The organism is Mesorhizobium sp. P3_A2, from assembly GCF_056403115.1.
In genome coordinates this window covers 1-13810 of the sequence record NZ_JBFUGC010000004.1, presented here as the reverse complement: position 1 = coordinate 13810, position 13810 = coordinate 1, and the positions used below count along the sequence as shown (strand labels likewise).

Genomic DNA, 13810 nt, shown 5'->3' with positions numbered 1-13810 from the left:
ACCTTCCCGATGTTGCCGTTGCATGAAACTTTGATAATCAGTTCGTTTTTCGGATGACGTACTGTGCAATCCCCTGAATGGAATCGAGGTTCTCAGGCAGCAGTTCGCTGTCCTCGACGATGATTCCGAACGTTTCCTCGATGAAGCCGATGACCTCAAGCACTCCCGTCGAGTCGACGATGCCTTGGTCGAGCAGAGACGTCTCGCTCTCCAGGGCCTCAGCGTCGGCCACGTAGAAATTCGACGCCAGGAAACCGCGAATTTGCTCCCTGTAGATTTCTATTCTGTCCTTGCTAGCCAACATCGAATTATTCCTCCAGTTCTACAACATAAAGCCAGGTCAAATTCCCACACAAATCAGCTCATGACAGAGCCGTTTTCTTCAGTTTTCCCGTGTCCGTCATTGGCAAGCTGGCTACAACAACGATCGACTTCGGGACCATGAAATTTTCCAGTCGTTTCTGGCACTCTTTCTGCAGTTGTTTTTCGCCGATGGTTCTTCCTTGCTCCATGACGACAAACGCCTTCACCGCCTGCCCGAGAAGGTCGTCAGGAACGCCGATGACTGCGGCTTCCCGGACCCCCGGAATATCCATCAACACGTTCTCCACCTCCTTCGGCGCAACCTTCTCGCCTCGGGATTTGATGATCTCGTCGCCACGGCTCACGAAGTAGAGGTAGCCCTCCGCATCAATCCGGCAGTAGTCGCCGGTGTACAGGACCTGCTCGCCCGGCAGAGGGCCGGGTTTGAGCTTTCTGGCGGTCGCCTCCGGCTTGCCCCAATAGCCTTTCATCACCGTCGCGCCGCGGATGACGAGTTGGCCAACGACGCCGGGGCCGACCCGTCGATCGTCCTCATCGACGATCCACATTTCCGTGTTCGGAATGGCGATCCCGACACTCAACGGCTTTCGCTCGAGATCCTCCGGCGGCAGATAAGTGCAGCGCTTGCATTCGGTGAGGCCATACATGGAATAGATGCGCGCGCTCGAAAACAGCTCCTGAAGCATCAGAATGTGCTTGAGCGGGAGAGCCGCCGCCGTGTTGGTAACATAGCGGATGCTCGAAAAATCTTGATCTTTCAGCGATTTGAGCTCCGACAGGGCAGCGAAGATAGTGGGCACGCCGGGGAACCCAGTGACCCGCTCTTGCTTGATCAGTCCAAGGATCTGCGCCGGGAACGCAAATGAGCGCTCAAGCACCAGCCGGGCGCCGGTGCGAAACGCCATGAGCATCTGGTACAGTCCGTAATCGAAGGCCAGCGGCAGGACATTGAGGATCACTTCGTCCTCGCCAAGCTCAAGGTATGAGGCGATCGACGTGCACGCCGTCATCATGTTCCTGTGCGTCAACATCACGCCCTTGGGTTCGCCTGTCGACCCCGATGTGTAGATGATGGCCGCCAGATCGATGTCAATGCAGCGGCGCACCGGCGCCGCGCCGTGGCCGGCGACGGCAACGTCCCAACGCACCGCATTAGGCAACTGTATCAACTCGGCGTCATCGATGGACCCGGAGACGATAACCCGGCGTAGTGACGGGCATTTGCGCGCGGGCTCGCTGAAGACCGAATGCAGGTGCTTGTCCGTTATCAGCGCCGTCGGCAGGCAATCGTTGAGCAGGTAGTCAAGCTTGTCGCTTTTGGTGAGCGGGTTGACGATGCACACCACGGCATTCGCCTTTAGCACCGCCCAGAAACTGACGACCGTCTCGACTGTGTTGTCGGCAAAGATCATCACACGATCGCCGCGTATGACCCCGGCGTCTGCCAGATGTTGTGCGACAGCGTTTGCGCGTGCCTCGATCTCGCCATAGGTCAGACGTTGCTGTCCGCAGACCAACGCCACCTTTTCACTGAGCCGGGCGGCCGAGTGGCTGAGATAGTCGTGCAACAGCGGTATCGCGCCATGCATCATGCCAACACCTCTTCCCGACGCTCATGGTCAACATCGACGCTGAGCTCAATCTTTCGCGTGGTGCCAGGGCGGCTGGCGATAAACTGCTGGTGAAGGAGTTGGGTCGACAGCACGCCTACCAGCGCCATGTTATCGGAGTTGGACAGATCTCCGTCGACCGTCCTGGCCTGACACTTGCCGAGCAGGCGCGCGACCGACTTCGGATCGAAGACGTTTGCCTCGCGTACCGCCGTCTCCGAAAGCGCTTCGCGGACATAGGCCGGGGCATCATCGGCGATGAAGCATAGAGCATTCGGTGCCCGGTACGGTTGCTTCTTGCGGGCCACGACTTCGGGCGGCAGAATGGGTTTCGCCACCCGCTTCAGCACATGCTTTTCGTCCAGGACGCGCAGCTTGTATTCTGCCGGGAGCGAATTCGCGAGTTCTACAACGTCATCGTCCAGGAACGGGAATCGCCCCTCGATGGAGTTCGCCATCAGCATCCTGTCCCCTTGCGAGGAAAGCAGATAGCCCGACATCAGCGTTTGAACCTCGAGATACTGGTCTTGTGCCAGGGGCGCCCAGCCCGAAAACTCGGCGGGCAAACGAGCCAGAAGCTCAGACACCGTATTGCGCTGTTCTGTCTCGGCCCGCATATCGGTCGAGAACAATCGCTTGACGGCGCTGGTGGTGCGCCAGCGCGTGTCGTGCGCAAAGCCTGGCCCATCATAGGCCTGGATATCGCGCCCGAAAAACTGCCGCGCCATCGCTTGCTGATGGACCGGCGAGCGGGTGAGATACGGATAGAGCCGCTCCAGCAGTCGCGCGCGTCGCGTCGACTCTGGCTGGCGCCCCCAGAAACGGCGCACCTTGCCTTCCCGGAACAGGTCGTAGCCAGCGAACATTTCGTCGGCCCCTTCGCCCGTGAGCACGACCTTGATGCCGTGTTTTCGCACCAGCCTTGAGAGCAGGAGCAGGGGCGCCGGCGCCGTCCTGAGGATTGGACGCTCGGTGTGGTAGATCACCTCAGGAAAGATATCGGCAATGTCGCTGCGCGAAACCACCACCTCGTGGTGCTCGCTGCCCGTCGCGGCAGCGACCATCCGCTGGTAACGGGTCTCGTCATATTCGGTGTCGTCAAAACGCAGCGAGAAGGTCTGGAAGCGGTTTCCTGCGATGCCTCTTCCCAGCATGGCGACAAGAGAGCTGTCGAGTCCGCCGGACAAGTAACAGCCGACCGGCACATCTGCCTGCTCAATCCTGAGTGACGTCGCGGACTGCAGGGCGCTACGCACCTTGTCGACTGCATCATCGAGCGAGCCGGCAAATTCATGATGCGAGCCGGAAGCGTCGGGATAGCAGGGTTTCCAGAAGGCCCGCTCGCGGACAGTGCCGTTCTCGTAGATGCGGACGTGCCCTGGCTTGAGTTCGCTGACCCCCTGGAATACGCCTTGCGGCGGAACCACCGTCCAGAGCGTGAAAGTCTGGTCGATGCCGGCTGGATCGACGGCTCTCGGCACAGCCGCGTCAGCCGCAAAAATAGCTTTCACTTCGCTGGCGAAATAGAGGCGACCGGCATGCTCGCAAAAATGCAGAGGGCAGATGCCGAAGCGATCACGCGACAAAACCAGACGACCGGCTAGCGAATCCCAGATCGCGACCGCCCATTGCCCATTCATGCGCTCGAAGGCGGCCTCGCCCCACGCGCGATAGGCGTGAATGACCACCTCCGTATCGCTGCGGGTGCGGAAGCGATGGCCGAGTGCGACCAGCTTTTCCCTGAGCTCGACATAGTTGAAAATCTCGCCGTTGAAGACGATCCACGTTGTACCGCTGGTGTCGGCGAGCGGCTGCTGGCCGCTCGACAGGTCGACGATCGACAGGCGGGCATGGGCCAGGCCCGCGCGTTTGTCGCGGTAGAGGCCACGTTCGTCCGGGCCGCGGTGAGCGAGCGAGCCCGCCATGCGCAGCAGCGCCTCACGCGACGGGGATGCCGCAGCAGCGCTTAGCGCCACGATACCGGCGATGCCGCACATCCCGTCAGCCCTCGTCCATTGCAGTGACCGGCAGAGGTCTGGCGTGAAGGTAACGCGCTGCGCGCCGCTTGCTTTCGATGTCCTTGAAGACTTTCTGGACCTGGTCTTCGGTGAGGCCGGCAACCGTGGCGACCTCGGCGGCGGAAATGCCGTGGTTCACGCCATAGAGGCACAAGTCCGTCAGGTGGTACGGCAACGCGAAATAGAACTCCTCCTGGCTCTGTGCCATCGAGAAAGTGTCCGTGGTCGGCGGTCTGCTGCGAACTTCGGGGTCTATCCCAAGGTATTCCGCCAGTTGATAGACTTGCGTTTTATAGAGGTGAACGATCGGCAACACGTCGGCAATGCCGTCGCCCTGTTTGACGAAGAAGCCCTGGTCATGTTCCAGCCGATTTGGCGTACCGGCCACCGCGAAGTTGAGACGGTCCGCGTGATAGTACTCCGTCATCTTGCGCACCCGCTGCTTGTAGTTGGTGGCGGCGACGATCTGCAGATAGGCTGCTGGCGACAAACGAACGGTGTCGATATTGCCCTCGGGGTCTTCGACCGTGAGGCGTGTTATGTTGAGGCCGTTGCTCTCAAGGACGGATGCCATCACCAGCTTGCATTTCCAGCCGTCGCCATAGGCCGGAACGACGGTCCTGATCGCGTCGACCTGGCGGGAATAGGCGCCGATCCCCTCCAACGCCGGCGTGATGTCTTCAAGGATCGAGTCTATGCCGAGTTGCGCTGCCACCGTGCGGCCAAGCCTTAGCGAGTCCCCTGAAGAATGGAGCTCCGGCATGAATATGCCGAGGACCTTGTCTTTCCCGAATGCGCGAACGCTAAGGGCCGCGACGACGGAGCTGTCGATCCCGCCGGAGAGTCCGACAACCACCCCTCGGCGCCGGAGGGTGCCGAAGACCTGCTGGCGCAAGATTTCAATGATGCGATCGACCTCCGCACGAGGATCGAGCACCAGCGTATCCTTGCCGAATCCTGAGATCACGTCGATGACCTGTCCTCCTCCTGGCGAAACTCTTCTGGCAGATAAGTCCGCGCCACGGCCGCCTCGATGAGGGGACGGTTCGAGGCGACATGAGGTTCTGAGACCATATCGATATGGCTGCCGACGATGGGAATCACATCCAGGTCTGCGAAAGCGCTGTCCCAGCCAATGGCTCGAGGCATTCCTGGCCGAGCGCAACGGAATAGGGTGCCCGTGATCGGCAGTGTCGGCTTTGGCATCTGCAGCCACTGCCAGAAGGCTCGGGCTCTCAAAACTTCCTGAAGTTCCAGTTTGGCCCTGAAGCTTGTCGCGTTGAACTTATCCTGTGCATACCGGTCGAGCATGCGAGCGACTTGCGCCTCGTAGCCCATCCTGACCGTGACTTTTGCAAGAGCACGGCAAGCCATCCGGTAGGCCGTGATGCGATTGGTTCGGATTCGATGATATGTGCGGGTAATCGTCTCCCGATAGGTGCTCCGTTCGCCGAGAAGGCTGGTGTCAAGGATGCCCAGAAATTTCACGGTTCTTCCGACAGCCAGCAGCCGCGAAGCGACTTCAAAAGCAACAACGCCGCCGAGTGAATGGCCGAGGAGTCGTACGTTACCCGCAGGCTGGGCGCGGTTTATTTGAGCGAGTGCGGCGTCAGCCATGGCGCCGACGGTGTCTTCGCCCTGCAATATCATCGCCAGGGCAGGATACCGGACCGGGACCACTCGCGCCGTCTTGCCCATGGAGGATGCGAAGGCGGCAAGGCTTGGGCCGTAGCCGACCGACCCAGGGAGCAGAAAAAGAATTGGAACGTGGTCCTTGCGCGCATTGGCTTGCTGGTTGCCCGCCTTTGCCGTAGCAACCGCCTTTACCATCTCGTCGAAGGTCATCCCGACGGTGAAGGCTTCGAGGTCGAGTTCCTGTCCAATGACACCCTCGATTTCCATGACGCAGTGCAACAGCTTCAGCGAATCGCCGCCTGCATCATCCCAACGCCCGGCGGCGACGCGGGTATTGAGAATTTTGGTCCAGGCCCGCTGCACCACCTGATGGACATTCTGCTCGCGTCCGGCATTCGAGACCTGCGGAGTGGGGTCTGTCCTGATGCTTGCACTGTCCAACGCGGCAAGCCTCGCTATGTCGACCTTTCCGTTCGGCATGCGTGGAATTTCGGTCAGCGCATGCAACCTCAAGGGACATAGAGGTGGGGGCAGAGTCATTCTGACAAGCTGGCGAAGGTCGTCGGAAAAGTTGGAACTGGCCGGGCCACGAGGTACTGCGAAGGCGACGAGTTCGGTAGCCGCTGTCACAATAGTCACGGCGTCCTGAACAGAGGGCACGCTGCGCAATACCTGTTCCAGCTCTGCCGGTTCGACGCGTCGGCCATTGATCTTTATCTGGCGTCCCTTGCGGCCGACGACCTGGAGCAGGCCATGCTTGTCCAACTGGACGAGGTCACCGGTTTCAAAGATGCGGAGGGTGGGATTGTTTGGATCCGAAGCCACAGGCACGACTGCGCCGTTTTCCCAATGGCCAAGCAACACATATGGGCTTCTTATCACGAGCTCTCCGGTCGTGCCCGGCGGGACGCGCCGTCCCTCGTCATCGACAATCGCAAATGTAATTCCTGGAAGGAGCCAGCCCACCGGCACCGACGCGCCTTGCTCTGGCCAGTCGTTCGGCAAAAACCATTGTGAGCCAGTGGTCTCGGTTGATGAGTAACCGATCTGGACGAGGCAGTCGCTCGAGACCGCTTGGCGCAGCAGCGCAATATCAGCCCACGAAACCTTCTCGCCTCCAATTCGAGCGACCCTCAGTGTGCGGAAGGCATCCTCTGACCTATTTGCCAAGAGTGCGCGCAGCAGCGCCGGCACCAAATAAGTGACCGTCACGCCTTCGGACTGGATCCGGCCCAGAAGGGCGCGCAAGCCTATCGCTTCGACCTCGACAAGATGAAGAGTGGCACCTGTGAGAAGCGCAGCGAGCACCTCCCGGCATCCAGCGATCGTGGCTGGCCCCGTCAGGGGCAAGAAGACGTCAGTTGAGTCGATGTGGCATGCGTCGACATATTGCTGAACACGCCACAGAAGACTGCGCTGACTGTTGACAATGCCTTTGGGGCGCCCGGTGCTACCCGAGGTATAGAGCACGATTGCCGGCGAATCGACGGAGACGGAAAAGGACTGGGGTATCCGATCGATTTTCGGCATAGCGCGGGGCACGACATCGATCCAACGGACAGCTTGCGGCAGACCCGTCGGGCGTATGTCGCCATCGCCTATTACAGCCGACAGTCGCGCCGCAGCCACGATTGCATTGATTCTGGAGTCGGGATCCCTGGTGTTCAGTGGCACCGAAGGTCGCCCGGCAGCCATACTTGCCAGCATTGCCAACGGGTAGAAGGCCGAGTTTGCTTGAAGGATCCCGACTGCCTGTCCGTCGGGAACAATGGTGGCGATTTGGCTAGACAGGGCCTCAACGGCCGACAGAAGTTCCGAGTAGGTAAAGCGATTGGTTCCGTCGCTGACTGCGAGCTTTTCGGGATACTGCCCGGCGATGCTTCGCAGATGATCGAAGACGGCAGTATCGGCAAAGTCCGTGCCCATCCGACGATAAGGACGCAGAACGGGACCGCCCTGATCGAGCGCATATTCTGGCACGTTCGACCATGTATCGGAGGCCGCTGGTTGAAAACCCGACTCTGGATCCTCAATTACCCTTTCAGATCCGAAATTGGCTGGTGACATGGCTGGCTCACGCTGAGATTAAGGTCACTTATCGCCGCCCGTCTAAATCTTTTCATCGATCATTCTGATGATGCTGAGAAATACTCGCGGCGCAAATGGGGTGTGTTCGCTGGGCTGGCCGGGCGCCGTCCGTTGCGGCTAGTAATCAGACGCCAGGCGTAATCGATGCGGTCCAACCAGCCGATCGAGCTAGACGAGATTGTCGTCAACACGGTCGATGGCCAGTGCAGCCGACACCTCAAGCCTTCGCTAGAGCAATTCCGGGAAAAGTGTGTGCGGTTTTCCGTCCGGAAATTGCGTAAAAACAAAAAGATAGAGCGGTTCGCCGTTTCCGTGAAACGGTGAAACGCTCCAGCGCGAGCAACACCGTCTATCGCCCATCGTGTGGGCAATTCGGGACACGTCTCAAACGCCAAGTTTTGAGAATTGTTGGCGACGTGTGGCCCGCGCTTTGCTACCCCTGAGCGAACCCGGCATCCACCACACACTTATCGCAGTGCGCCAGCCAGCCTCGTTATCAAGCCCGCGACGACCAGGCCGCAGATCATGCCCGCGCCGTCGGCAAGCCAGTCGAATACATCCCTGTCGCGCGCTATCAATTGCGTGCCCTGAAGGATCTCGATCGCGGCACCTATAAGAAGCAGAAAAACAACCAGCTTTGTTTTTTGCTCTGGCCAGCCGAGGCTGCCAAGGGCCGCCAAAACCGCGAAGGCGGCAGCATGGTTGAGCTTGTCATGATTGGACGCGAAGGCCATGTCGAGAATCTCGAGGAGCCGCTCAGGCAACAGCGCGAGCAAGAGAACACCCACCAAAGTAAACGGAAAGGCCGTCCTTGCCACGATCGGATAAGAGTCTACGCGCAACAATCGGCATTAATCCTTGATCCGAGATTGCTGCAACCATCGATGGCGCAGCGTTAACTGGCGGCAGCAATTTTCAGCTTCCGTCCTCCAGCGTGCCGACGCATCGGCCAAATGAATGACGATCCCTGCGTTGGTCAAATTCACAATGAGCGGTGAACAGGTTCGATTCCACCCGGCGCGCTTCTCGCAAACCATGACCATGCGCCGCCTTGCTGTCTGCCGGCCCCGATCAGAGATTTCACGATCCCGAGGACACCTGCAACCCACACGCTCGGCACTTGAGCGAACTGCCTTCCTCGATGCTGCCTTGATCCAACATGGGCTCTTGTCTTCCATGGAGCATCCAACAGCGCGGACATTGAGCCACCCCCTCAACAATAGCCTTGTAGGTGTATACGCGCGAACCTGCAGCGGCGTTGTTGTCGAGATCGGCTCTCAGTTTTGCCCTGGCTTCGTCATGCAGGGTTAGCTCGCGACGCAGTTCGTCAGCCCTTGTGTGCTTGTCGATCGAGATCCGTTCAGCCTCAGATTTTAGCGTATCCCTAACACCGACCATTGCACGATCTCCCCGCCTGTACGTCCCTGTGTGCTGGTGCATTAAAGATCGCAACGTGTCAGAGACGTCTTGGTTGATTACAACAAAACCTGAGGTCGTGCCGGATGCCGCCGCTGTTTAATCCGAGTCCGCAGTGCTGGTGATCTTGAAACCATCACAATGTGGAGAGCTTCACTTACTCCAACATGTACCCTGCGCTATCTTCTTCGAGGGAGCCACGACTGTCCTGCATTTGTAGGGATGGCCCAGCGGCTCGCGTAGGGACTGGGCAGCGGCCGGCCGCTGGGCCTAACCGGCGGGCATTGGGGCGCCGGCTGACCAATTTATGCATCCGGGCGAAATGCGAGCGAAACATGCGAACGAATTACGTGAGCGACGGAATTCAGGACAGCGGTGCTTCGCTATCTTCGGCAATCGCTACGGCAGGTGAGCTTTTGCGTTTGGCGGTAGCTAGCGATCGGCGAAAACGGCTTCAGCCAGTCATGGGTAAGTCACTGGGAACTAGGAACCCGCCTTCCAGCAACTCCAAGGCATCCAAGGCTTCGTCGTCTTGCAAATGGGCCAAGGGAACGCCGTCGACATGGACAACGTTCTGGTCGTCTACGTCGTAGACTTCCCACAATTTGTCCGCGCCCCTTCGGATGGTGTGTCGTCGTTCCATGAGCGGACCATAGGGGCGGCGGTTGAAATTGGGTAGGAACAAAACTGGGGCAAACAAATTATAGTAGTGGAAAACTTAACCGTCTTGATTGTGTCTGCCGACAAATGCAACCTGGGTAGTCCGCCGTGAGTGTGAGTACTCACGCGCAGCTGAAGTGACCTGAGGAGGTTCGATTGCCGATATTGAGACCACAAAGCCTAGGACCAAGAACGGTTTCGCAGTGAGCGTGCGGGGCTTGAACTTTCTGCAGAGGTGGATGGACGACAATCTTCCGCACCATTCGTCATCTGATCCAAATTTGGCGCGAGGCCTTGCTGAACGAGCAACCACAGATGCAAGAGAGGCGGGAATTCCGCCCGAAGAGATTTCAGAGGAGGTGGGTAGCCTGTTCACGACCATGCTTGAGGCGCTCGAAAGTCGCGACCGGGAAGTTGGCTGAGAATGGCGACAAGCTTGGCAGAGCGTCCGCGGCCAGCCATCCGTCGGACCTGACGCCGGTGCAACACGAACCGGATGCGCGGCCCGGCAAGACTGGGCGATCAGGCCGCCAATACAAAACCAGGCTATCAGGCGGTCCGCCGGACCGTCCCTGTCAATTGTCGCTCCGCACGGCGCTTTGCTTCTTCATGTCTTCGAACGATGAAATGGCTCACCGGAATGTCGATAGTTCAGGCGGGAGTTCCAAATTCTCGGTCTCTAGCGTTGGGTTGCTGTCAGCGCATTAGTGGTAGCCGGGCACAAACACTGCTCTATCTGGACAAGGAAGCAACATCCATGACAGCGACAGGCCTTTACAGGTGTCCGGGAAATCCTCCATGCGCATGTGTGATGGAAGACAAGAAAGCCAGCTACGTCGACGCGGCTCACTATCGCGAACGTGGGTATAGGCCGGACTTTGAAAGCTTACCTTGGGAAGGCGAGTACAGGGCAGCAAAGGAAGGGCGCAGGCAAGCCAGTTCGTGAGTACTCCTTCCTTTTTATTGGAAGGCTGGCATCGACTGGGCTTGACCTAAGCTGCGATTTTCGGTTCGGAAGCTGCGCATCGGTCGACAGCTGGTTCGAAGCTGGCGTGTCCAAATCATCGCTATCGCCTGGACTAGACCAAGCAGCGAAGTGCGTGGCGCACTGGAATTTCTCGGCCAGGTACAACCAGAACATGCCCGATCTTTGACAGGCAGCGGTGATCTGCAGCGGCCCGGCGCTCTCATGTCGGGGGAGACAGTAAGCGCACCGGGCCTCACCGGAGGGCAGCAAGCACCCCGGCTGACCAAGATGTTTGCGCTGCTCCTGATTTCAGCGAAGCATTTAAACGAAGGATCGTTCAGGCCAAAACCCGAGAGGATCTGCGTCGGCCGAACGCTCTGTCTTCGGGTTGGCCAGGCCGGGCTTGTTAGCCTTTTCTCGATGGGAGAGGCAGCCGGTTGGCGTGTGAAAGAAGAAACATTGGATGCACGGAGGTGGCGCATCGATTGGATGGGCTGCTTGCTAGCGGCCTACGACCTCAGATCGATGGCCTGTCAAACGCGGGACCCTCTCAGGCTATTTAAGGCTGCCAGCTGGCACCGGCTGGCGGTCTCTTTTCGGAGGCGATTTCTTTCGCGGCTTTCGTTCGTCTGCCTGGTCTTCCGTTTCAGGTGCCGACGGCACCACGAGTGCTTGGGCAGTTGCGGTGATAGTTGCCAGTGTGTCTGCCATGCCCTCGGCAACCTCGGTAAGAAACACGAACTGGTCAGACGTTCCTTCCGAAAAAGGATCGGATGCCTGCGATCTCATCTCATTCACGAGGTGCTGCACCTCCGAGAGAATGAGGTCGCGTTCGGGATGCCGTGCGATCAATTGCGCTAGCAATCCTTGAATAAGCATCACGGCGCCCACTGTGCGACCGTCACCGGTAAGAGTTTGTGTCATCTGCTGCCTTTGCACCGGACCACGACTGTGCCCCTTAAATCACATAGGCCCTTCTCTCAACCAGGCAACGCAGCCTCTGAAGAGATGCTCGGTCCCTTTTCCGCACCATAGGGCCAAGAGGCTCGCGGTCGCCACCCAAGGGTGATCATACGCCACATTCTGATCCGATAGCCGTAGCAGATCACTATTCCCTTCACAGGTGCGCCGTTGTTCGGCGTCAGATTAACCTTAATCTGCTCCTTCGATTGAACGATCAGCTCGTGATCAAGCAGAGGTAATGTATCTGTTGCAGCAACTCGGCCAGGGTTCGCTGACAATAGGAGCAGGCGCATGTGCGGCATCGTTGGGATTGTCGGCCAGCACCAGGTCGCGCCGCTCATTGTCGACGCTTTGAAACGGCTGGAGTATCGCGGTTATGACTCGGCTGGCGTCGCCACCGTCGAGAAAGGCGCGCTCGGGCGCCGCCGCGCCGAAGGCAAGCTGATCAACCTCGAACGCCGGCTGAAGGACGAGCCCCTCGACGGCACCATCGGCATCGGCCACACGCGCTGGGCCACCCATGGCGTGCCCAACGAGACCAATGCGCATCCGCATTTCTCCGACGGCGTCGCCATCGTCCACAACGGCATCATCGAGAATTTCGCCGAGTTGCGCGACGAGCTGATCCGCAACGGCTACGTCTTCTCGTCGCAGACCGACACCGAGGTGGTCGCCCATCTGGTGGCGCGGGAACTGGCCAAAGGGCTGAAGCCGGTCGAGGCCGCGCACCAGGCGCTGAAGCGGCTGGAAGGCGCCTTTGCGCTGGCGATCATGTTCACGGGCGATGAGGACCTCATCGTCGGCGCCCGCAACGGCCCGCCACTGGCCGTCGGCCATGGCGACGGCGAGATGTTTCTGGGCTCCGACGCCATTGCGCTCGCGCCGTTCACCAATTCGATCACCTATCTCGAAGACGGCGACTGGGCGGTGGTGCGCCGCGGCGGCGTCACCATCTTCGATATCGACGGCAAAAAAGTCGATCGCAAGCGCCAGCAATCGCTGTCGACCAGCTTCATGGTAGACAAGGGCAACCGCCGCCATTTCATGGAGAAGGAAATCCATGAACAGCCGGAAGTGATCTCGCACACGCTGGCGCACTACGTCGATTTCGTCTCCGGCGTGTCGAAGCCGCTGGATCTGCCGTTCGACTTCGCCAAGATCGGCCGGCTGGCGATCTCGGCCTGCGGCACCGCCTATCTCGCCGGCCTGATCTCAAAATACTGGTTCGAGCGCTATGCGCGGCTGCCGGTCGACATCGATGTCGCCTCTGAATTCCGCTACCGCGAAATGCCGCTGTCGGCGGATGACGCCGCCTTCTTCATCTCGCAATCGGGCGAGACCGCCGACACGCTTGCCTCGCTGCGCTATTGCCGCAAGGCCGGTATGAAGATCGGCGCCGTCGTCAATGTGCGCGAATCGACCATGGCGCGCGAATCCGATGTCGTGCTGCCGACATTGGCCGGGCCGGAGATCGGCGTTGCCTCGACCAAGGCTTTCACCTGCCAGCTTTCGGTGCTGGCGTCACTGGCGGTGCGCGCCGGCGTGGCCCGCGGCACGATCTCGAAGGACGAGGAAAAGACGCTGGTGCGCGCGCTTTCGGAAGCGCCGCGCTACGCCAACCAGGTGCTGAAGCTCGAAGAGCAGATCGAGCGCATTGCACGTGAAATCTCGCGCTACAAGGACGTGCTCTATCTCGGCCGCGACACCAATTTCCCGCTGGCCATGGAAGGCGCGCTGAAGCTCAAGGAAATCTCCTACATCCATGCCGAAGGTTACGCCGCCGGCGAGCTGAAGCACGGGCCGATCGCGCTGATCGACGAGAACATGCCGGTCATCGTCATCGCCCCGCACGACCGCATCTTCGAGAAGACCGTATCCAACATGCAGGAAGTGGCGGCGCGCGGCGGCAAGATCATCCTGATCACCGATGCCAAGGGCGCGGCGCAGGTCAGCGTCAAGACGATGGAGACGATCATCCTGCCCGACGTGCCGGAGATCATCTCGCCAATCATCTACGCGCTGCCGATCCAGATGCTGGCCTATTACGCAGCCGTCTTCATGGGCACCGACGTCGACCAGCCGCGCAATCTGGCGAAATCGGTGACGGTGGAGTAGTGACGGTGGAGTAG

9 protein-coding genes are annotated in these 13810 nt (G+C 59.4%); 2 read left to right on the top strand and 7 right to left on the bottom strand.

The window, feature by feature from the left end; all coding sequences use genetic code 11:
* Positions 1-37: 37 nt before the first annotated feature.
* The 6 genes from AC1DXM_RS10425 to AC1DXM_RS10400 form a co-directional block, all read right to left on the bottom strand.
* Positions 38-304: an acyl carrier protein gene (locus AC1DXM_RS10425; protein ID WP_112559405.1), complete on the bottom strand. Its 267-nt coding sequence runs from the start codon at positions 302-304 to the stop codon at positions 38-40.
* 58 nt (positions 305-362) lie between these two features.
* Entirely contained in the window at positions 363-1916 is a 1554-nt protein-coding gene (locus AC1DXM_RS10420) for a class I adenylate-forming enzyme family protein (RefSeq protein ID WP_477232965.1), read from the bottom strand.
* Positions 1913-3931, bottom strand: a complete 2019-nt coding sequence (gene asnB, locus AC1DXM_RS10415; RefSeq protein ID WP_477232964.1) for an asparagine synthase (glutamine-hydrolyzing) — start codon at positions 3929-3931, stop codon at positions 1913-1915. Before asnB ends, AC1DXM_RS10420 begins: the two co-directional genes overlap by 4 nt.
* A 4-nt stretch (positions 3932-3935) precedes the next feature.
* Complete coding sequence (nadE, locus tag AC1DXM_RS10410; RefSeq protein ID WP_352586394.1) at positions 3936-4919, bottom strand: NAD(+) synthase; 984 nt, start codon at positions 4917-4919, stop codon at positions 3936-3938.
* A complete protein-coding gene (locus tag AC1DXM_RS10405; protein WP_477232963.1) occupies positions 4916-7654 on the bottom strand; it encodes an AMP-binding protein in 2739 nt (912 codons plus the stop codon). The genes nadE and AC1DXM_RS10405 overlap by 4 nt, the downstream gene beginning before the upstream one ends.
* Before the next feature lie 488 nt (positions 7655-8142).
* Entirely contained in the window at positions 8143-8520 is a 378-nt protein-coding gene (locus AC1DXM_RS10400; RefSeq protein ID WP_477232962.1) for a VanZ family protein, read from the bottom strand.
* A 1470-nt stretch (positions 8521-9990) separates the two neighbouring features.
* On the opposite strand from AC1DXM_RS10400, the gene AC1DXM_RS10395 reads away from it, so the two are divergent.
* Positions 9991-10173, top strand: coding sequence for a hypothetical protein (locus AC1DXM_RS10395; RefSeq protein WP_477232961.1), 183 nt, complete (start codon positions 9991-9993; stop codon positions 10171-10173).
* A gap of 1100 nt (positions 10174-11273) precedes the next feature.
* On the opposite strand, the gene AC1DXM_RS10390 is transcribed toward AC1DXM_RS10395, so the two are convergent.
* The gene (locus AC1DXM_RS10390; protein ID WP_477232960.1) at positions 11274-11642 is read right to left on the bottom strand and encodes a hypothetical protein; all 369 of its coding nucleotides are present in this window, start codon (positions 11640-11642) and stop codon (positions 11274-11276) included.
* Between the two features lie 330 nt (positions 11643-11972).
* Between AC1DXM_RS10390 and glmS the strand changes: the two genes are divergently transcribed.
* Positions 11973-13796, top strand: a complete 1824-nt coding sequence (glmS, locus tag AC1DXM_RS10385) for a glutamine--fructose-6-phosphate transaminase (isomerizing) (RefSeq protein ID WP_477232959.1) — start codon at positions 11973-11975, stop codon at positions 13794-13796.
* Positions 13797-13810: the final 14 nt, after the last annotated feature.

Excerpts from the sequence above, each read along its gene's own strand:
- AC1DXM_RS10425 (WP_112559405.1), bottom strand. The coding sequence starts at position 304 with ATGTTGGCTAGCAAGGACAGAATAGAAATCTACAGGGAGCAAATTCGC.
- AC1DXM_RS10420 (WP_477232965.1), bottom strand. The coding sequence starts at position 1,916 with ATGATGCATGGCGCGATACCGCTGTTGCACGACTATCTCAGCCACTCG.
- asnB (WP_477232964.1), bottom strand. The coding sequence starts at position 3,931 with ATGTGCGGCATCGCCGGTATCGTGGCGCTAAGCGCTGCTGCGGCATCC.
- AC1DXM_RS10405 (WP_477232963.1), bottom strand. The coding sequence starts at position 7,654 with ATGTCACCAGCCAATTTCGGATCTGAAAGGGTAATTGAGGATCCAGAG.
- AC1DXM_RS10395 (WP_477232961.1), top strand. The coding sequence starts at position 9,991 with ATGGACGACAATCTTCCGCACCATTCGTCATCTGATCCAAATTTGGCG.
- AC1DXM_RS10390 (WP_477232960.1), bottom strand. The coding sequence starts at position 11,642 with ATGACACAAACTCTTACCGGTGACGGTCGCACAGTGGGCGCCGTGATG.
- glmS (WP_477232959.1), top strand. The coding sequence starts at position 11,973 with ATGTGCGGCATCGTTGGGATTGTCGGCCAGCACCAGGTCGCGCCGCTC.